Genomic DNA, 19,839 nt, shown 5'->3' with positions numbered 1-19,839 from the left:
TGGCGCTTGTGAAGACGACGCGGCTAGTGGGCCGTGCGAAGCATCGTGGGACGACGTCCGTGGACGATGCTGCGCCGGCCTCAGCCCTCGTCCCGGCCCCCGCGCCCAGCCGCAAGGCCAAGCCCCGGCGGGAGACCGCCGAACAGCGCATCGGCTCGGCGGTGCTGGAGCTGCGCACCGGCCTTTCGGAAGCCGCCAGCGCCGTCGAGGAGTTGGGACGGGCCCTGGCCCAGATCTCCAGCGGCGCCGAGGAAGCCGCTGGCGCGGCCCATGAATCCCTGGCCGCGGTCACCTCCATGGCCGAACTGTTCGCCGACGCCCGCGAGCGTGCGGAGACGGCTCGCCAACGCGCCGAGGCGCTGCAGGCGCTGCTGGCCGAGACCGGAGGCGCGGTGGCGGCGTCGGTGAAGGCGGTGCTGCTGAACGCGCGCCGGCAAATGGCCACGGTCGAGACCGTCGGCCTGCTGGACCAGCACGCTTCGCGGATCAACGAAATCACGGTTGGGGTCGCCGACATCGCCGACCAGACCAATCTGCTGGCGCTGAACGCCGCGATCGAGGCCGCGCGGGCCGGCGAAGAGGGACGCGGTTTCGCGATCGTCGCCGACGAGGTGCGGACCCTGGCCGAGACCGCCGAGCAGCGCTCACGGGCGATCCAGGCCTCGGCTGAGCGGATGGCGAACATGGTTCGCGGGGTCGGCGACAGCCTGCGTCAGGCGGCCTCCAGCGCCGAGGTCGAGGCCGAGGCTGCGAGTGCGGTGACCGTCACGCTGGACGCCATTCGCCAAGACATGGCCAAGCTCAGCGAGGACAGCCAGGCCATCCTGATCGCGGCTGTCGAGGCGTCCGGCGCGATCGGCGAGACCCGCCGCGGGGCCGAGAGCATTTCCAGCGCCGCCGAGGAGCAGGCCGCCGCCGCAGCCGAGGCCCAGCGCGCGGTGCGCCAGCAAGGCCAGTCCCTGGACCAGAGCCAGATCGCCACCGAGGCCGTGGCCGAGCAGGTGGAGTCCGGCGTCAACGACGCGGAGGCCAACAGCGAGACCGCCGCGGCCGCCGAGCAGTTGTCGGCGGCGATCCAGCAGATTTCCGGCTCCGCGGGCGAAATCCTGGCGGCTATCGACCAGATCAGCCGTGGGGCCCAGATCCAGGCCGCCGCGACCCAGGAGGCCAGCGCCGCCATGGCCCAGGTCGAAAAGGCTGCGCGCCTTTCCAGCGCCAACGGCGTGGAGAGCGCCAAGCGGATGCGGATCATGCAAGGCCTGCTAGGCGAGAGTCGCGGGGCCGTGTCCTCGCTGATCGCCAATGTCGGCGCCGCGGCCGGCGAGAATCGCACGGTGCTGGACGCGATCGAGGCGCTGGAGCTGGAATGCGCGACCACGGCCAAGCTGGTCGATGGCCTGGCCCTGGTTGCGGTGCAGACGACGATGCTGGCCACCAGCGGCGCGGTCGAGGCCGCGCGCGCCGGCGAGGCTGGCCGAGGTTTCGCCGTGGTGTCGGGCGATATCCGCACTCTGGCCCGCGACGCGGCCGCCAACGCCGAGACCGTCCAGACGCTGGTTGCCGCGATCGGCGTGCAGATCGGCAAGGTGCGGCGCGAGGTGGAGCAGACAGCCGCCGTCGCCGAGATCGAGGTCGACCGCAATCGCGACATCGAAGCGCGTCTGGCCCAGGTGGCCGGCGACGCCCGGGCCTTGGGCGACGGCGCCGACGAGATCGCGCGCGGGGGCGAGGTGATCCTGTCTGCCTCGGTCCAGGTGCTGGCCGGCATGAACCAGATCGCGGCGGCAGCCGAGCAGGCCAGCACGGCGTCGGCCCAGGCGGCGGTCGCGGCGCGGCAGCAGTCGCACGGGGCCGAAGGGCTGGCCGCGACGATCGAGGAAATCGCCCTGCTGGCGGCTGAACTGCAACGCACGTCGGCGGCGTGACCATGGGCGAGGGCGCCCAGCGACGCCTGACGGTCCGGGCCGGCGACGCTCTCGTGAGCCTGCCCGCTCAGGTCGTGGCCGAGGTGATCCGTCGGCCGCGCCTGACCCGCATGCCCTATGCGCCGGACGGACTGCTGGGCGTCACGCACCTGCGCGGTGCGGTGCTGCCGGTTCTGTCGCTGTCACGGCTGATGGGCTTGCCGGCGGGCGAGGCCGAGCGTGTCGTCGTGCTGCGCCGCGAACCGCCGGTGGGCTTGGCGGTCGATGGCGTCGAGGCGCTGTCGGAAGAGGATGCCGGCGACGCCTGGCCGGCGCTGGAAGAGGCGCTGGCCAGCCGCTTCGCGCGGGATGAGGGGCGGCGGTCCCCGACCAAGATCGCCGCGACACCGACGCCGATCACGCGGGACCATGCCAAGCAGCGCGCCTTCTTCCGCGTCGATCTGGCGGGGCAGGGCTACGGCTTCCCGCTGGACGCCGTGGTCGAGGTCACGGCCGTGCCTGAGACGATCGCCGACCTGCCGCGCACCGACGCCGTTCTGCTGGGCGTCTGCGCCTATCGCGGCGACCTGCTGCCGGTGCTGTCGGGCCGCGCCTTGCTGGGGCTGCCCGAACGTCCGGGCGATCGCGCCGAGCGGCTGGTCGTCCTGAATCTGGCCGGCGCGCGGTTGGGCCTGGTGGTCGATCGCCTGGAGGCCATCGTTCGCGCCTCGCCGGACCGACTGTCGCGCGCGCCCAGCCTGTTCAATCGCGGCGGCGGCGAGGCGCGGATCGACACTGTGCTGCGGCTGGCCGACGATCGCGGCGTGCTGGCCATTCTCACGCCCGAACGCCTGCTGGCCGACGAGCGGGTGACCCAATGGCTGGCCCTGGCCGCCGGAGATCAGGAGGCGCGGATGACTCAGGTTGAGACTGACCTGACCCGCGAACGCTTCATCGTTCTGCGCCTGGGCGAGGAGCGCTACGGCCTGCCGATCGCGGCGGTGGATGGGGTGGTGCGGTCGCCCGAACAACTGACGCGCCTGCCCAAGGCTCCGGCCTATGTGCGCGGCGTGATGAGCTTGCGCGGCAAGGCCGTGCCGGTCATCGACCAGCGCCTGCGGCTGGGCGTTTCGGGGCGACCGGCCGAGCGCGAGCGGGTGGTCGTGGTCACGGTCGACGGCCTGCAGGCCGGCTTTGCGGTCGACGCCGCCGGTGAGGTGCTGGAGATCGCTGCCGATGAACTTCTGGCCGCGCCGGAACTGACTGGCCCTGAGGCTCGTTTGTTCGACCGCGCCGTGGAGCGCGGGGGCGAACTTATTCTTCTGATCGATCCAAGGGCGCTGCTGGAACGCGCCGAGGCCGACCTGTTGCGCGACCTGGCCGGGGCGGCCCCGGCGTCGTGACCAAGGTCCTGGTCGTCGACGACTCGGCGCTGATCCGGCGCGTGCTCAGCGAAATCCTGTCCGAGGCGGGTTTCGAGGTGGCGATCGCGCGGGACGGCGTCGAGGCGCTGGCCATGCTGCACGCCTTCGAGCCTGACGTGGTGACCCTGGACGTGCAGATGCCGCGCATGGGCGGGCTGGAGTGCCTGGACCGGATCATGGTCGAGCGTCCGCGCCCGGTGGTCATGGTCTCGTCCCTGACCCGCGAGGGCGCGGAGGAGACCCTGGCGGCTCTGGATCTCGGCGCGGTTGACTTCCTGCCCAAGCCCGACGGCGTGATCTCGCTGGCCATCGATGAACTGGCGCCCGTGCTGATCGAGAAGGTGACGGCCGCGGCCTCGGCGCGGGTGGGCCCCGCGCGCCGCCTGGTCGAGCGCCTGCGCGCACGCCGGACCGAAGAGATTTTGCCGAAGCCGCAGCGGCGCAGCGGCGAGCCCGACGGGCTGGTGCTGGTCGGGTCCTCCACGGGCGGTCCAGGCGCTCTGGAGACGGTGCTCGGCGACATCGGCGGCGACTTTCCCTGGCCGATCCTGGTAGCCCAACACATGCCTGCGGCCTTCACGGCGTCGCTGGCGGCGCGGCTGGACGGCCTGTGCGCGCTGGACGTGCTGGAGGTAGCCGCGCCCACGCGCCTGGAGGCCGGCGGGGTCTATGTGGCGCGGGGCGGGGCGGACATAGTCGTCAGCCGTCGCGCCGGAACCCTGGTGGCGTTGCCCGCGCCGACCGACCCGGCGTTCCGCTGGCATCCCAGTGTCGAGCGCATGGTGCGCAGCGCCATGGGCCACGTCGTCGCCGAGCGTCTGGTCGGGGTCCTGATGACTGGCATGGGCGACGACGGGGCAGGGGCGATGTCGGCCCTGCGCAAGGCCGGCGGTCGCACGATCGCCGAGGCCGAGGCGACGGCCGTCGTCTGGGGCATGCCCGGCGCTCTGGTGCGGGCCGGCGGGGCCGACCTGGTGGAGCCGGTCGGGCGGATCGGCGGGCGGCTGTCGGCGATGGTCGCGCCATGACCTTCACCGACCAGGAGATCGACCGCTTCCGCGAGCACCTCTACCGGCGCACCGGCATGTGGTTCGGCGACGCCAAGCGCTACTACATCGAGCGTCGCGCGGCCGAGCGCCTGGTCGAGACCGGCAGTCACGACGTCGCCGACTATTTCGCCCGGCTGCGCGTCGACGCCGCCGAGCGCCAGGCTCTGGTCAACGCCTTCACCGTCAACGAGACCTATTTCTATCGCGAGGAGCACCAGTTGGCCTGTCTGGGTCGCACGCTCCTGCCCGACATCGTCTCCACCCGCCGTCCGGGCGACAAGGTGCGAATCTGGTCGGCGCCATGCTCGACCGGCGAAGAGCCTTACTCCATCGCCCTGTGGCTGCTGGAAAACTGGCGGATGGTCGACGCCTACAATGTCGAGATCGTGGGGTCGGACATCGACAGCCAGGCGTTGGAGGCCGCGCGGTCCGGGATCTATGCCGAGCGGGCGCTGGCCCGCCTGCCGGCGGCGGTGCGCGGCGCCTATTTCGAGCCGCTCAAGCGCCATCGCTGGAAGATCATCGACGACCTGCGCGAGTCGGTGACCTTCACCCACGCCAACCTGATGGAGAGCGCCGGGCTGGGCGAGCAGGGCCTGTTCGACATCATCTTCTGCCGCAACGTGCTGATCTATTTTGACGACGCCTCGCGCGAGATCGCGGCCGCCAACCTTTATGACCGTCTGGTTCCAGGCGGCTATCTGTGCCTGGGCCATACGGAGTCGATGAGCCGCATCGACGACCGCTTCGTCTCACGGCGATTCGACGACGCGATCGTCTTCCAGCGTCCGGGAGTGCCGTCGTGATGGATGAGCTCCTGGCGCAGTTCCTGGTCGAGGGGCGCGAGCAGACGCTGGAGGCCGGCGTCGAGCTGACCGCGCTGCATCGTGGGGCGAACGACTCGGCGCGCCTGGAGCGCTGTTTCCGCGCCGTCCATACGCTGAAGGGCTCGGCTGACCTGCTGGGCCTCCGGCCGATGGGGCGGATGCTGCATGTGGCCGAAGACCTGCTGGGCGCCCTGCGCCAGGGCGAGGACGGCGCGTCGCGTTATCCGGCTCTGCTGGAGGCCATCGACCAGGTCGATCGCTGGCTGGACGCACTGGAGGTCGGCGGGGCGCTGCCGGACGACGCCGAGGCGGTCGCTGACCGGCTGATCGGGCAGCTGGGCGCCGAGGGCGGCGCACGGACCACGCCGACCGCAGCCAGTGACTGGGACGGCGGGACGGCCTTCGCCGGGCGCACCGGCGTCGCCATTCGCTACACGCCCCACGCTGACAGCTATTTCTCTGGCGACGATCCCTTGGCGCTCATCGCCGCCGTGCCCGGGCTCGCCGACCTGCGCGTGTCCCTGGCCGAGCCGGTCGCCGATCCCGTCCTCTACGACCCATTCCGCTGCAACATGGTGATCGAGGCCCTGTCCACGGCGGCGCTCAGCCAGGTCGAGGCCGCGCTTCGGCTGGTGCGCGACCAGATTGCTCTGGCGACGATCGCGCCTTCGGTCGTCGTCGAGGCCGAGCCTGCGCGCCGGACGGTGCGGGTCGACGCCGAGCGGATTGACCACCTGGCCGAGCTGGCCGACCAGCTGGTGGTGGCCAAGGGGGGGCTGGCCGAGTTGGCCGATCAGATCGAGCGTCTGGCCGGCGGCCAAGCCTTGGGGCTGGCCTTGCGCGCCCGCCGCCTGGAGCTGGACCGGCTGGTGGAGTCGCTGCACGCCACCGTCGGCCAGGCGCGGATGACGCCGCTGGCCCCGCTGTTCGGTCGCTTCCCCCGCCTGGTGCGCGAGACCGCCGCCGCCCTGGGCAAGACCGTGTCCCTGGAGATCACCGGCGGCGAGGTCGAGGTCGACAAGGCCGTGGTCGACGGCCTGTTCGAGCCCTTGCTGCACGTGCTGCGCAACGCTGCGGACCACGGCGTCGAGACCGCAGAGGTCCGGGTGGCGGCCGGCAAGTCCGCCGAAGCCGCCATCCGTCTTTCCGCCAGGACGGAGGGCGACCAGGTCGTGCTGGAGGTCGCCGACGACGGGGCCGGGGTCGATCCCGCCCGCGTCCGTGCGCGCGCCGTGGCGCGAGGCCTGATCGCCGCCGACGCCGAGATGGGCGAGGGGGAGATCATCGACCTGATCTTCCGACCCGGCTTCTCGACCCGCGACACCGTCAGCGCCGTCTCGGGGCGCGGGGTGGGCATGGACGCGGTGCGGGCCGGCGTTACGCGCCTGGGCGGACAGGTCGAGGTCCAGAGCCGCGCCGGCGCCGGGACGACCGTGCGCATGACCCTGCCGATCCGCACCGTTCTGGCCAAGCTGATGGTCGTCGCTTGCGGGACCGAGCGCTTCGGTCTGCCGCTGGAGAGTGTTGTCGAGGTCGCTCGCGTGGAGGCCCGGAACCTGATCCCGATCCGCGCCGGTCAAGCCTTTGTATTGCGCGACCAGGTCGTGCCGCTGGTCGATCTGGCCGAGGCCTTGGGCGGGGCCGTGACGCCGGCGCGGTCTGGTCCGCGTCGCGTCGTGGTGGGCTGGGCGAATGGCGAGCTGGTCGGCTTCGCCGTCGACGCGGTGTTGAGCCGCACGGACGCCGTGGTCCGCCCGATGACCGGCCTGCTGGCCGGCGCCCGGGGCGTGGTCGGCTCGACCCTGGACGCCGACGGCGCGGTGCTGCTGGTGCTGGATCTGGCGGAGCTGCTGACATGAACATCATCCGCGACGGCGATGTCATCGCCCTGCAGGGCCATTGTCGGGTAGAGGACGCCGAGGCCCTGGCGACGCTGCTACACGAGGCGTCGGGCGCGACGATCGATGTCTCGGCCTGCGAGAGCCTGCATTCGGCGGTCGTTCAGGCGATCCTGGCGTTCGGCGGCCCGGTCGTCGGGCGGCCCGTCGACCCATTTCTGGCGTCTCTGTTGATCCCCGCCCTGGCGCGGAGCGCGACAGCGACCCCGGCCGAAGTCTAGAGTGTTTTCGCCGTCGCCTTCGGGCGCGGTCTGTTGGAGAGGCATATATGGTGACGACGGTTCTGATCGTCGATGACAGCAAGCTGGCCCGCATCGTGGTCGGCAAGGCCATCGCGGCCCTGCAGCCCGAATGGCGGCGGCTGGAGGCTAGCGGGGCCGATGAGGCGGTCGCCCTGTTCGACAGCGAGCAGATCGATCTGGTGATCCTGGACTTCAACATGCCCGGCCGTGACGGGCTGGAGCTGGCCGAGGAGTTGCGCGGCCGTTACCCGGACATGCCGATCGCAGTCGCCACGGCCAATGTTCAAGACGAGATCATCGCCCGGGCCCGCGCCGCCAACGCCGCCTTCATCGCCAAGCCGGTGACCGAGGACGGGATGCGCGGCTTCATTTCGGGCGCGGCGCTGCGCCTGCGTTCGGCTGCGCGATGAGCCTGCACGCCGTCTTCCTGGAGGAGCTGGAGCGCGACGCGCTGACCGAGCTGGTCAATATCGGCGTCAGTCGTGCGGCCAGCAGCCTGCGCAAGATGGTCGGCGAGCAGGTGCTGCTGTCGGTGCCGTCGGTCGAGGTCGTCAGCCGGGAAGGCGCTGCGACTCTGATCCGCGAGCGGGAGAACGGCGAGCTGGTCGCTGTCCGTCAGGATTTCGAGGGCGTGTTTTCAGGGCGGGCCCTGCTGATCTTCCCACAGGCCAACAGCATGGCCCTGGTCCATGCGGTCACTGGCGGGGCGCTGTCGCTGGGTGAGGCGGCCGAGATGGAGGACGAGGCTCTGGTCGAGACCGGCAATGTCGTCCTCAACAGCTGTCTGGCCACGATGGCCAACATGCTGAAGAAGCCGCTGCAGATGTCGCTGCCCGAGGTGATGCGCGGCGACGGCGAGGCGCTGTTCAGCCTGTCGGACCAGCATGCCGATGGGGGCGTGGTGCTGTTTCTCTATATCAACTTCGCGATCAACGACCGCGACATCCGCGGCTACATCGCCATGCTGATGGACCTGCCGTCGCTGCAGGCGCTGCGAGCGCTGATCCACGATTTCATTGAGCGCGTGGCAGGCGATATAGGCTGATGATCCGAGGATGAACCTATTGCTCAGCTTGGCGTTCTGACCGCGTCATGACGCAGCTTGTCGACACAGCTTCCAGCGATGACCGCGACGCGGCCGTAGCCCGCGAGCGGCTGCGCATCGCCCAGATGGCTGCCGGCGCTGTCGGGGCCTGGGAGTGGGACATCGCTTCCAGCCGCCTGGTGGCCGACGCTCGCTTCGCCAGCCTGTATGGCTTGGATCCTGCGGCCGCGGCCCAAGGTCTGCCGACCTCGGCCTTCTTCGACACGGTGTTCTCCCCCGACCGCATGCGGCTGAAGATCGCCGTGGCGGGCGCGCTGAACGGCGCCGAGGTGTTCGGGCGCGACTATCGTGTCGTGGTCGACGGCGACGTTCGCTGGGTGTCGGCGCGCGGGCGCACCTATCTGGACGCCGAAGAGCGGCCGACCCGCTTCGCCGGAGTTCTGGCCGACATCACCGACCAGAAGCGCGTCGAGGAACGGCTGCGCATCGCCCAGGCGGCCGGCGGCATCGGCACGTTCCAATATCTGAGCGGTTTCGGCACGGTCGACGTGTCCGACGAGTTCTGCCGTCTGCTTGGCCTGCATCCGGCCCACAGCCTGCCGGTGCGGACCATCAATGCGGTCGTCCGGCTCGGCGACCCGCCGCTGATCAGCGGCCGCGAGGACCAGACGCCGCTGGGCCCGACGGTCCACGAGTTCCGCATCGCCCGCGCCTACACCGGCGAGGAACGCTGGCTGGCCTGCCGTGGCGAGTACCAGGCCGTTCCGACGGGCGGGGTCAGCTTCATCGGCGCCATCTATGACGTCACGGCCACCAAGCAGGCCGAGGCCCGCCTGCGAAGCCTGGCCGCGGCCCTGGAGGCCCGGGTCGAGGTCAGTACGCAGGAACGAGACCGGATCTGGAACCTGTCGCGCGACCTGCTCAGCGTTTCGGGACGCGACGGCGTGTACCGGGCGATCAATCCGGCGTGGAAGGACCTCTTGGGTTATGACGCCGCCGATCTGGTGGGCGTCACCATGGGCGGTCTGGTGCATCCCGACGATTGGGACCCGGCCGTGGAGCAGACAGCGGGGATCCGCGCCGGCGGCTCGGTGGCCGATTTCGACTGCCGGGTGCGCACCAAGGACGGCGACTACCGCTGCATCAACTGGACGGCCGTCGTCGAGGACGACCTGATCTACGCCGTCGGCCGCGACATCACCCAGCGCAAGGCGCTAGAGGACCAGCTGCGCCAGAGCCAGAAGATGGAAGCCGTCGGCCAGCTGACCGGCGGCCTGGCCCACGACTTCAACAACATGCTGACCGGCATCCTGGGCGGCATCGACATGGTCCGCCGCCGCTTGGCCGAGGGCCGGCTGGAGGACGCCGACCGTTTCCTGGAGGCGGCCATGCAGTCGGGCCAGCGGGCCGCGGCCCTGACCCACCGCCTGCTGGCCTTCTCGCGCCGTCAGTCGCTGGACAGCCGACCGCTGGACGTCAAGGCGCTGGTGGGCTCGATGGAGGACCTGCTGGCCCGAACCCTGGGCGAGCAGGTGCGCTTGGCGACCGATGTCGCGGACGAGGTCTGGACCGCGGTGGCCGACGACAACCAGCTGGAAAGCGCCATTCTGAACCTGGCGATCAACGCCCGCGACGCCATGCCCAGGGGCGGCCTGCTGACCATCGCCGCGCGCAATGTGCAGCTGTCGGCGGCTGAGCTGGCCAAGAGCGACCACGCCACACCGGGCGACTATGTCGAGATCCGCGTCACCGACACCGGCCTGGGCATGGCGCCGGACGTGCTGAACAAGGTCTTCGACCCGTTCTTCACCACCAAGCCGCTGGGGCAGGGCACCGGGCTGGGCCTGTCGATGATCTATGGCTTTGTGCAGCAGTCGCGCGGCCATATCGAGATCCAGAGCCGCGAGGGCGCGGGCACCACGATCCGCCTCTTCCTGCCACGCCACCGGGGCGAGCTGGAGCAGCAGCCGGCCGATGGCCAGGGCGCCATCCATGCCGGTTCGGGCGAGACGGTGCTGGTGGTCGAGGACGATCCGGCCGTGCGCCTCTTGGTGGTCCAGGTGCTGGAAGAGCTGGGCTACAACGCCATCGAGACCGAGAGCGGCCGCGACGCCACACCGGTCCTGCAGTCGGGACGCGCCATCGACCTGATGGTCAGCGATGTCGGCCTGCCCGGGCTGAACGGCCGGCAGTTGGCTGAGATCGCCCGTGAAGGCTGCCCGGAGCTGCCGATCCTGTTCATGACCGGCTATGCCGAGCAGGCCGCCGACCAGGCCGCGTTCCTGGACGACGGCATGGAGATCATCACCAAGCCCTTCGCCATCGATCAGCTGGCGCGGCGCATCGGCGAAATCCTGGAGCGCGCGCGAAAGCGCTGAGACTGCGGTTGGCGGGAACGCGGCGGGCGCATCGCACGTTGCCATCCCGCCGCCACAATCGCGGCGCTCGAACGGTGACCCGCGTGCCCTACATCCTGCGTATCGACCCGACCTCCGACGGCTGGCGCGTGAGCGTCGAGGATGGCGAATTGATCGCCGTCGTGCCCGATTTCGAGACGGCCGAGCGCCGGGCGAGGTTCTTCGCGGCCCGGGTCGCGGTGCGCGGCTGCGAGAGCGAGATCAAGGTCCACGACGCCGCCGGCGCCTACTGCGGCTGCTGGCGCGCCGAACGTTTCGAACCCGCTCAGGCTGACGACCGCCTGGCCGCCTAGAGCGTTGGCCACGGCCGCTGGGCGGGCCTCAATTTCTCGTAAAGCGCCGAGAGGCGCAGAACGCCCAGATCGTCGAAGCGGCGGCCGATGATCTGCAGGCCGATCGGCAGACCCTCCGATGTGTAGCCGCAATTGATCGAGGCGGCCGGCTGCTCGGTCATGTTGAACGCCACCGTGAAGCCGATGTGCTCGAAAGGCCGGGACGGGTCATTGGTCGGCGACGGCAGCTCGGCCGGGAAGGCCGGCATTGGCGCGGTCGGTGAAATCACGAAGTCATACGGCTGGAACGCCTTGGCGCCGGCTTCGCGCATCCGCTGGATCTGGTTGAAGCCCTGATAGACCGCGATCCCGTCCGCGTCCCGCGCGGCCTCGGTCCAGTCCCGGATATAGGGCAGGGCGCGCTGAGCCCGCTCCGGCGACAGGGTCGACAGGTCGGACAGCGACCGTGTGCGCCAGAAGAGGTCCAGGCCGTCCAGCATCTCGCGGGTCAGGAACGGCGCGAAGGGCTCGAGGCTGGCGCCGGCGACCTCCAGCGTCTTTGCCGCCGCCGTCACGGCCTGGGCGACCTCAGGCTCGACGGGTTCGCCGACGCCGGCGTCCAGCATCAGACCGATCCGCAGGCCCTTTGGATCGAAGTCCAACTTCTCCCAGGCCAGGTCCGCTGGCGGCAGGCTCATGTGATCGCGCCAGTCAGGCGCTGAGAGCACGCGCATCATCAGCGCGGCGTCAGCCACGGTGCGGGTCATCGGCCCGGCGCAGCGGCCGATATAAGGCGGATCGATCGGCACGCGGCCGTTGCTGGGCTTGAGGCCGTAGATCCCGCACCAGCCAGCCGGCAGGCGGATCGAGCCGCCGATGTCGGTGCCCACATGCAGCGGCCCGTAGCCGCCGGCCGCGGCCGTCCCCGCACCGGAACTGGAGCCGCCGGGGGTCCTGGAGAGGTCCCATGGGTTGCGCGACAGCTTGTGGAAGCTGGACAGCCCTGACGACAGCATCCCGAAGTCCGGCGAGGTGGTCTTGGCCAGGATCACCGCGCCGGCCTCGCGCAGCCGCGCGGCGGGTGGTGCGTCGACGGGTTCGGGGACCAGGTGGGTGGCGGCCGAGCCAAGGGGTTTGGCGACGCCCTTCGTGGCGATCAGCTCCTTGATGGTGGTCGGCGCGCCGTCCAGGGCGCTGAGCGGCTGGCCGGTCCGCCAGCGCGCCTCGGAAGCTCGAGCAGCGGCCAGGGCCTCGTCGGCGTTTAGAGCCCAGAGCGCGTTGAGCCGCGGCTCCCAGGCCGCTACCCGATCCAGCACCGCTCGCGTGACCTCGACCGGCGACACCTCTCCCTTGCGGTAGAGGTCCGAAAGATCGCTGGCGGTCAGGTCGGCGAGGTCGGTCATGCGCGCAGCCTAGGGCGCCCGGACGGCTTTCCGCTAGAGTGCCGGGGTTCGACGAATCCCCCCGTTCTTGAGCCATGAAGGACGCCGCCTTGCTCCGACCCGGTCCGCGTAACCTGATCACCGACGTCCCGGGCCTGCTGATCGGCAACGCCACCGACGAGAACGTGGCCAGCGGCGTGACCGTGGCCCGCTTTCCGGGCGGCTGGAGCGCGGCGGTCGACGTGCGCGGCGGCGGTCCCGGCGTGCGCGAAACCGAGACCCTGTCGCCCGAGAACGGCTATGCCCGCCTGCACGCCCTGACGCTGAGCGGCGGTTCGGTGTTCGGCCTCGGCGCGGCTGACGGCGTCACGTCGGCGCTGTCGGCGGCCGGCGAGGGCTTTCCGGTGCGTCCCGGCGCGCCGACGGCCCCGATCGTGGGCGGTGCGGTGCTCTACGACCTGGCCAATGGCGGCGACAAGGCCTGGGGCGTGGATCCGCCTTACCGCCGGCTGGGCCAGGAGGCTCTGGCCGCCGCCGGCGAGGCGTTCGAGCTGGGCTCGGTCGGGGCTGGGCGCGGCGCCCGCGCCGGCCTCGTGAAGGGCGGTCTGGGCTCGGCCTCGCTGGACCTCGGCGATGGCCTGATCGTCGGGGCTCTAGCGGCGGTCAATCCGGTCGGCTCGGTGTTCATGCCTGATGGCGAAACCTTCTGGGCCTGGCCCTTTGAGATCGACGGCGAGTTCGGCGGCCGCGTCCCAACGTGCCCTCAGAGAGCCATCGAGCCGATGCCTGACGACTCCCGCCTGGCGGGCCAGGGCCGCCTGACCCAGGGCGCGAACACCACCCTGGCCGTGGTGGCGGTGAACGCCGACCTGACCCCCGCCGAGTGCAAGCGCCTGGCGATGATGGCCCAGGACGGTCTCTCACGCGCCGTCCGCCCGGCTCATACGCCGTTCGATGGGGACGTGGTGTTCGCCGTAGCCTCGGGCGCGGTGGATCTGGGTCAGGACGAACGCCTGCGCCGGCTGGCTCGTCTCGGATCTGTGGCGGGCGACTGCCTGGCGCGAGCGATCGCGCGCGGGGTCTATCTGGCGCGCTGAGCCAGAGCTCTTTTCAGATCCGGCGTCGCGGCGATCAGTTGCGCTGTGTACGGATGTTGAGGCGCGGCGAAGACCTCGGCGGTTGGGCCCTGCTCGACGATGATGCCGTCCTTCAGCACCAGCACCCGATCGGTCAGGCCGCGCACCACGCCCATGTCATGGGTCACGAACAGATAGGCCACGCCCAGCTCGTCGGAGAGCCGCGCCAGCAGGTCCAGCACCTCGGCGCGCACCGAGACGTCCAGGGCCGATACCGCCTCGTCCAGGGCGATGATGTCTGGCTGGACGATCAGGGCGCGGGCGATGGCGATGCGCTGGCGCTGGCCGCCGCTGAACTGGTGCGGATAGCGGTCGGCGGCCTCGGGCGGCAGGCCAACCTGGGCCAGCACGGCGTCGACCTTGGCGCGGCGCTCGGCGGGCGGCGTGTCCAGCAGGTGCAGCGGCTCGGCGACCAGGCGCTCGACGGTCCAGCGCGGATCGAGGCTGCCTTGCGGGTCTTGGAAGACGATCTGCAGGTGCTTACGACGTTCTGCCGGCGAGTGCGGCGAGAAGGGCTCGCCGGCAAGCCGCACTTGGCCGGCTTGAACAGGTTCCAGAGCCAGCAGGGCGCGCAGCAGGGTCGACTTGCCGCTGCCGGACTCGCCGACCAGGCCGACGATCTCGCCGGGGCGGATGGCCAGGGAGACGTCGTTCAAAGCGCGATGCGCTGGAGTGCGGCCCAGCAGGCGACGGGCGCCCGGATAATCCCGCGTCAGGCTCTGGGCCTCCAGCACCGGCGCGGCCGCCGGATCGGGCTGGCGCGTGCGGACCGGGGCGCGCTCGGCGTCGGCGGCCAGCTTGCGGGTGTAGGGATGGGCGAGGGCGGCGAACACCGCGGAGGTTTCGCCGCCCTCGACGATTGAACCGTCCTGCATGACCGCCACCTGGTCGGCGACCTGCGCCACCACCGCCAGGTCGTGGCTGACCAGGATCAGGGCGGCGTCGTCCTCGCGGGCCAGGCGCTGCAGCAGGTCCAGGATTTGGGCCTGGGTGGTCACGTCCAGGGCCGTGGTCGGCTCGTCGGCGATCAGCAGGCGGGGCGTCAAGACGATGGCCATGGCGATCGCGACCCGCTGTCGCTGGCCGCCGGACAGCTCGTGCGGATAGCGGGTCAGCGGGATGGCCTGGAGCCCGATGCGGTCCAGGGCCCGACGCGCCGTGGCCAGAGCCTCCTTGCGCGAAGCCTTGCGGTGGATGCGGACCACCTCGGCCACCTGGGCGCCGATGGTCATGACCGGGTTCAGGGCCGTCATCGGCTCCTGGAAAATCATGCCGATGCGGTTGCCGCGCAGCCGGGCCAGGGCGTGGTCGGGCAGGGCCATAAACTCCTCGCCGTCGAAGGTCACGGCGCCGGTGGCTTGAGCGCCCGCCGGCAGTAATCCCAGGATCGAGAGGGCCGTCATCGACTTGCCCGAGCCGGACTCGCCGACGACGCCCAGCACTTGGCCGGCTTCGAGAGAGAGGTTGAGCTCGCGCAGGATCGGGCGTTCGCCGATGGTCACCGAGAGGTCGCGGATCTCCAGCAGGGCCATGTCAGCGGCCCTCCGTCAGGCGCGGGTCGAGGCGGTCGCGCAGGCCGTCGCCCAGGAGGTTCAGGCCCAGTACGGTGATGACGATGGCCAGGCCGGGGAAGATCGCCTGCAGGGGCGCGACGGCGACCAGGGTCTGGGCGTCGGCCAGCATCTTGCCCCAGCTGGCGGCCGGCGGCTGGGCGCCGAGGCCGACATAGGACAGGCCTGCCTCGGCGATCACCCCCAGCGAGAACTGCAGGGTCGCCTGGACGATCAGCACGCTCGCGAGCCCCGGCAGTACGTGCTCCAGCGAGATCCGCGCCGCGCCCTTACCGGCGGCGCGAGCCGCCAGGACGTAGTCGCGGGTCCACAGGGACAGCGCCGAGCCGCGCGTCAGGCGGGCGAAGACCGGGATGTTGAAGACGCCGATGGCGATCACCGCGTTCAGGGCGCCGGGGCCCAGCACGGCCGTCAGCAGTATGGCCAGGATCAAGGCCGGGAAGGCGAAGACGACGTCGGCGCCGCGCATGACCAGCTCGTCGATCCAGCCGCCTCGCGCGGCAGCCAGCAGGCCCAGCGGCACGCCCAGGCCCGCGCCCAGCAGCACCGCCACTAGCGAGACCAGCAGGGCGTTGCGGGCGCCTAAGAGGATCAGCGAGGCGACGTCGCGGCCGAAATGGTCCAGGCCCAGCCAGTGCGTGGCCGATGGTGCTTGCAGGCGATGAGCGATGTCGAAATCGGTGACGGCGTAGGGCGTCCAGATAAACGACAAGAGGGCCAGGGCGACGAACACTGCGCTGATCGCGCCGCCGATAAGAAGGGCAGGGCGGCTCATCGGCTGCGCCCCAGACGCGGATCGACTAGGCGATAGGCGACGTCGACCAGGAAGTTGGTGGCGACCACGGCGAAGACCAGCAGCATGACCACGCCTTGGACGACGATCAGGTCACGCTGGCCGATGGCCTGCAAGACGAGGCGGCCCAGACCTGGGAGGAAGAAGACATTCTCGATGATCACCCCGCCGGCCAGTAGGAACGGGAACTGCAGGCCCAGGATGGTCAGGATGGGAATCAGGGCGTTGGGCAGGCCGTGCCGCCACAGGGCCTGGCTGGCGGTCAGCCCCTTGGCGCGGGCGGTGCGCATATAGTCCTCGGCCAAGGTGTCGATCAGGGCCGAGCGGGTGACACGGGCCAGGATCGCCGCCTGCGGCGCGGCCAGGGCGATTGCGGGCAATGTCAGGGCCTTCAGAGCAGGCCAAAGGCCGGCCTCCCAGCCCGGGAAGCCGCCGGCCGAGAACCAGCCCAGGCCGATCGAAAACACCATGACCAGTAGCACCGCGAACCAGAAGTTTGGGATCGCCACCCCGACCTGGGTCAGGCCCATGACGACGGTGTCGGCGGCCTTGCCGCGCCGCGCGGCAGCCAGAGCCCCGATCGGCGCGCCGATCAGGATCGACAGGATCACGGCCAGCAGGGCCAGCGGCAGGGAGACGCCCGTCCGTTCGGCCACCAGGGCCGCGACCGGGGTCTGGTAGGTGTAGCTGACGCCCAGATCGCCATGGGCCATGCCGACCAGCCAGGCGAGGTAGCGCTGCGCCGCCGGCCCCTCTAGCCCCATCTGCTGACGCAGGTTGGCGGCGGCTTCGGGACTGGCGTTCAGGCCCAGCATGAAGGCGGCCGGATCGCCTGGGACGACCTGGATGATCGTGAAGATCACCGCGCTGGCGGCCAGCAGGGTCACGGCCATGATCGCCGCTCGACCGGCCAGCCAGACCGCACCGAAACGAGCCGCCAGCCAGGCCAGGCCGCCGACAACGGCGATGACCACAACGAGGCCTCGGATCGCACTGCCGCTGCTCCGGCCCGAAGTGACCTCGCCGCCGCCTGCGCCTTCGAGCGAGGCGCTGGCCAAGTCGATGCTGCGGGTCGGCGAATTGACCCAGAAGTCCTTCAGCCGCGCATCGAACACGCCCAGGCGCGGGAATTGGAACAGGAAGCCGTTGACCGCGTCGTCGGCGATACGGCGCTGAATCTGGCCCAGGATCACGGCGCGCTGACCCTCGTCAGTCGCGGCCTTCAGCTGCGTCATCAGGTCGTGAAAAGACGAGCTGCTGTAGCCGAAATAGTAGTCAGGCCGATCGTAAATGTCGTAGTCCATCGGCTCGGCGTGGCTGACGACGGTCGCGTCGAAGGCGTGGCGGCCGAACACCTGGTCCAGCCACTGGGCCCACTCGACGTTCTCGATCTTCACCTTGATGCCGACCTGCGCCAGCTGGGCGGCTATGATCTCGCCGCTGCGACGGGCGTAGTTGGGCGGCGGCAGCTTCAGGGTCAGGGAAAGGCCGTTCGGATACCCGGCCTCCGCCAGCAGCGCCTTGGCCTTGGCGACGTCGTGCGGATAGAGGCCCGTCAGGTCGACATAGGCGGCGTTCTGCGGCGGAAAGTGGCTGCCGATCGGCGTGCCGTAGCCGTACATCGCCCCGTCGATGATCGCCCGGCGGTCCAGGGCGTGCTGGATGGCCCGCCGCACGCGAACGTCGGCCAACGGGCCGGAGCGCTGGTTGATGGCCAGGATGACCTCGCCCTCGCTGGCGGCGGCGATGACCTTCAGCTTGGGATCAGCGCGCAGTTGGGCCAGGTTCTCGGGCGCGGGATAGTCGGGAAAGGCGTCGATCTCGCCGGTCTTGATCGCCGCGAACGCCGCCGCCGGATCGCCGATGAACCGAAAGCGCACCTGGGCCAGCTTTGCGGCCTTGCCCCAATAGCCGTCGTTGAGGTCCAGGGTCACGGAGTCGCCGCGCCGCCACCCGGCGAACTTGAAGGGGCCGGTGCCGATCGGAGCGGTCGCCAGCTGGCCGGCCGACTTCGGCGAGACCATCACCGTGTCGCCCAAGGCCAGGACGTTCAGCAGATTGCTGTCCGGCCGAGCCAGGGTCAGGCGCAGGGTCTGGGGATCGACGGCCTCGATGCGGCTGATGGCGCCCAGGGCGTGTTTCTGGACGTTGGTCGAGGTCGCGGCCAGAGCCCGATCCAGGCTGAACTTGGCGACGCTGGCGTCGAAGGCTGTCCCGTCCTGGAAGCGCACGCCCCGGCGCAGGTGGAAGGTGTAGCTCAGGCCGTCGGGCGAGACTTCCCACCAAGTCGCCAGCAGCGGCTTGACCGCGCCTTGCGGGTCCAGCTGGACCAGGCCTTCGAAGATGTTGCCGTAGACGACGTCGTCGGTCGCCACCGCCGCGCCGGAGGTGGGGTCTAGGTTCGGCGGCTCTAGTTGCAGACCGATAGTCAGGCTGCTTTGGGCCTGGACGGCCAGCGGCGCAACGAGCAACGCGCAGGCCGCAAGCAGGCCGGAAAAGAGCGCGGAAAGCCTCACGCCAGGGCCGCCCGCCGGCGTTCGACACGAGCGCGGGCCTTGGCGGCCTCGGCGGGCAACTCCAGCTGGTCGTAGACCTGCGCCAGGGTGCGGTTCAGCGGCACGCCGTCGGGATCATGGGCGCGGCGCAGCTCCAGGGCCTGCTGGGCTTCGGCCAGGCGGCCCGCGCCGATCAGGGCGTCCAGCACGATCTGCTCGAAGAGGTCGCGCTGAGCGTGGCTGCCGCCGACCTCGATCAGACGGGGCAGGGCGATGCGCAGACCACGCAGGGCGCCGGCATGGTCGCCGCGGGCATGGGCGACCAACCCCTCGGCGGCCGGCAGGGCCACCTCGCGCCAGGTCGGGCGGACGAAGTCGGGGGCTTCCAGCGCCGCGCGACGCACGGCGGCCAGCAGGGCGTCGGCCTCGGGCCGGCCGGCGCGGGCCAGGCCGTACAAATATTGCAGCGTCAGGAACGGCTGGACCACGTCGTCGGCGCGGACGGCCAAGTGATCGGCCAGGTCGCGCCAGCGGTCGCCGATCTGGACCCCGGCCAGCTCCAGCCGCACCAGCAGCGACACGGCGCCGACCTGGTCCTGGGAATAGTCCTTGGCCTGGGCCCAGACGTGGCCGTCATAGGCCGCCAGTGCGTCGGTCTCACGGCCCTGGCTGAGGTGGAACAGCGCCAGATGCCACCACAGATGGGTGTCCATGAACGAGTTCAGACCGGTCCAGGTGTCGCGCACGCCTTCCAGGAAGGCCGCGCCCTCGTCGATACGGCCTTGGGTCAGCATGACGTGGGCGATGGCGTGCTGGGCCCATGGCTCCTTGCGCTTGAGCGTCAGGGCGTGGCGGGCGGCGGCCTCGGCCTCGTCCAGCAGGTGGCACTGCTCGTAGGCGAAGGCCAGCATGCCGTGCAGCTGGGCGACGTCGCCGGCGTGGGGCAGGGCGGCGCTGGCCACGCGCAGCATGGCCGGGAAGTCGCCGCGGTTGAAGTCGTGGTACTGGCGCAGCTTCAGGATCAGCAGGTCGCGCGGCCAGGCGGCCAAGATCGCGTCTGCGATCGTGAGCGCGCCGGGGATGTCGTCGGCAGCCCAGGCGTCGGTAAAGGCGATGATCTTCCGCTCGCGGTCATTGGCCGGCGCAGCCCGCGCCCGGTCGAGATAGGGCGCGGCGCGGTCGGCCGCCTCGGGCGCTTCCAGCAGCAGCCACAGGATCGCGGCATAGACGTTCAGCAGCGCGCTGCCCGGCTCGGCCTCGGCGGCGGCGATGACCTCGGCCGCGCGGGTCTCGTAGCTGAGGAAGCCGTCCAGGAAGCCGTCGACCGCCGCGAGGGCGGCGGTCGAACTGCTGACCGGATTGCCGAGATAGTCGGTACGCATGC

The 19,839-nt window shown here is 70.7% G+C and carries 16 protein-coding genes; 11 read left to right on the top strand and 5 right to left on the bottom strand.

What is annotated here, in order from left to right; translation table 11 throughout:
- Nucleotides 1-59 precede the first annotated feature (59 nt).
- The 10 genes from ABDW31_RS16610 to ABDW31_RS16565 all read left to right on the top strand — a co-directional run bounded on the left by ABDW31_RS16610 (nucleotide 60) and on the right by ABDW31_RS16565 (nucleotide 11,099).
- The gene (locus ABDW31_RS16610) at nucleotides 60-1,925 is read left to right on the top strand and encodes a methyl-accepting chemotaxis protein (protein ID WP_343699106.1); all 1,866 of its coding nucleotides are present in this window, start codon (nucleotides 60-62) and stop codon (nucleotides 1,923-1,925) included.
- A gap of 2 nt (nucleotides 1,926-1,927) precedes the next feature.
- A complete protein-coding gene (locus ABDW31_RS16605; protein ID WP_343699105.1) occupies nucleotides 1,928-3,307 on the top strand; it encodes a chemotaxis protein CheW in 1,380 nt (459 codons plus the stop codon).
- Nucleotides 3,304-4,356, top strand: coding sequence for a chemotaxis-specific protein-glutamate methyltransferase CheB (cheB, locus tag ABDW31_RS16600; protein ID WP_184719139.1), 1,053 nt, complete (start codon nucleotides 3,304-3,306; stop codon nucleotides 4,354-4,356). The genes ABDW31_RS16605 and cheB overlap by 4 nt, the downstream gene beginning before the upstream one ends.
- Nucleotides 4,353-5,183: a protein-glutamate O-methyltransferase CheR gene (locus tag ABDW31_RS16595; protein ID WP_184719141.1), complete on the top strand. Its 831-nt coding sequence runs from the start codon at nucleotides 4,353-4,355 to the stop codon at nucleotides 5,181-5,183. The genes cheB and ABDW31_RS16595 overlap by 4 nt, the downstream gene beginning before the upstream one ends.
- On the top strand, nucleotides 5,183-7,063 hold the full coding sequence (locus ABDW31_RS16590) for a chemotaxis protein CheA (protein WP_343699230.1): 1,881 nt from the start codon (nucleotides 5,183-5,185) through the stop codon (nucleotides 7,061-7,063). The genes ABDW31_RS16595 and ABDW31_RS16590 overlap by 1 nt, the downstream gene beginning before the upstream one ends.
- On the top strand, nucleotides 7,060-7,323 hold the full coding sequence (locus tag ABDW31_RS16585; protein ID WP_184719144.1) for a hypothetical protein: 264 nt from the start codon (nucleotides 7,060-7,062) through the stop codon (nucleotides 7,321-7,323). Before ABDW31_RS16590 ends, ABDW31_RS16585 begins: the two co-directional genes overlap by 4 nt.
- A 47-nt stretch (nucleotides 7,324-7,370) precedes the next feature.
- Entirely contained in the window at nucleotides 7,371-7,754 is a 384-nt protein-coding gene (locus tag ABDW31_RS16580; RefSeq protein WP_184719146.1) for a response regulator, read from the top strand.
- Complete coding sequence (locus tag ABDW31_RS16575; protein ID WP_184719147.1) at nucleotides 7,751-8,389, top strand: chemotaxis protein CheC; 639 nt, start codon at nucleotides 7,751-7,753, stop codon at nucleotides 8,387-8,389. Before ABDW31_RS16580 ends, ABDW31_RS16575 begins: the two co-directional genes overlap by 4 nt.
- A 47-nt stretch (nucleotides 8,390-8,436) precedes the next feature.
- On the top strand, nucleotides 8,437-10,767 hold the full coding sequence (locus ABDW31_RS16570; RefSeq protein ID WP_184719149.1) for a PAS domain-containing protein: 2,331 nt from the start codon (nucleotides 8,437-8,439) through the stop codon (nucleotides 10,765-10,767).
- Between the two features lie 74 nt (nucleotides 10,768-10,841).
- Entirely contained in the window at nucleotides 10,842-11,099 is a 258-nt protein-coding gene (locus tag ABDW31_RS16565) for a hypothetical protein (protein ID WP_184719151.1), read from the top strand.
- Here ABDW31_RS16565 and ABDW31_RS16560 read toward each other — a convergent pair.
- Nucleotides 11,096-12,481 carry an amidase gene (locus ABDW31_RS16560; protein WP_184719153.1) on the bottom strand — a complete coding sequence of 462 codons (1,386 nt, stop codon included), beginning with the start codon at nucleotides 12,479-12,481 and terminating at the stop codon, nucleotides 11,096-11,098. The genes ABDW31_RS16565 and ABDW31_RS16560 overlap by 4 nt on opposite strands.
- Nucleotides 12,482-12,570: 89 nt before the next feature.
- Between ABDW31_RS16560 and ABDW31_RS16555 the strand changes: the two genes are divergently transcribed.
- The gene (locus ABDW31_RS16555) at nucleotides 12,571-13,557 is read left to right on the top strand and encodes a P1 family peptidase (protein WP_184719154.1); all 987 of its coding nucleotides are present in this window, start codon (nucleotides 12,571-12,573) and stop codon (nucleotides 13,555-13,557) included.
- Here the strand turns inward: ABDW31_RS16555 and ABDW31_RS16550 are convergent.
- From ABDW31_RS16550 to ABDW31_RS16535, 4 genes are read right to left on the bottom strand one after another with little or no spacing between them, the layout of a single operon-like run.
- Nucleotides 13,542-15,128: a dipeptide ABC transporter ATP-binding protein gene (locus ABDW31_RS16550; RefSeq protein WP_184719156.1), complete on the bottom strand. Its 1,587-nt coding sequence runs from the start codon at nucleotides 15,126-15,128 to the stop codon at nucleotides 13,542-13,544. The two genes, ABDW31_RS16555 and ABDW31_RS16550, sit on opposite strands and share 16 nt — an antisense overlap.
- Before the next feature lies 1 nt (nucleotide 15,129).
- A complete protein-coding gene (locus ABDW31_RS16545; protein ID WP_184719158.1) occupies nucleotides 15,130-15,942 on the bottom strand; it encodes an ABC transporter permease in 813 nt (270 codons plus the stop codon).
- Nucleotides 15,939-18,476, bottom strand: coding sequence for an ABC transporter substrate-binding protein (locus ABDW31_RS16540; protein ID WP_184719160.1), 2,538 nt, complete (start codon nucleotides 18,474-18,476; stop codon nucleotides 15,939-15,941). Before ABDW31_RS16540 ends, ABDW31_RS16545 begins: the two co-directional genes overlap by 4 nt.
- A complete protein-coding gene (locus ABDW31_RS16535) occupies nucleotides 18,473-19,837 on the bottom strand; it encodes a tetratricopeptide repeat protein (protein WP_184719162.1) in 1,365 nt (454 codons plus the stop codon). The genes ABDW31_RS16540 and ABDW31_RS16535 overlap by 4 nt, the downstream gene beginning before the upstream one ends.
- Nucleotides 19,838-19,839 lie beyond the last annotated feature (2 nt).

Origin of the sequence: Caulobacter sp. (assembly GCF_039596335.1) — a bacterium.
GTDB lineage: Bacteria > Pseudomonadota > Alphaproteobacteria > Caulobacterales > Caulobacteraceae > Caulobacter.
This window is presented reverse-complemented; position numbering and strand designations above follow the sequence as displayed.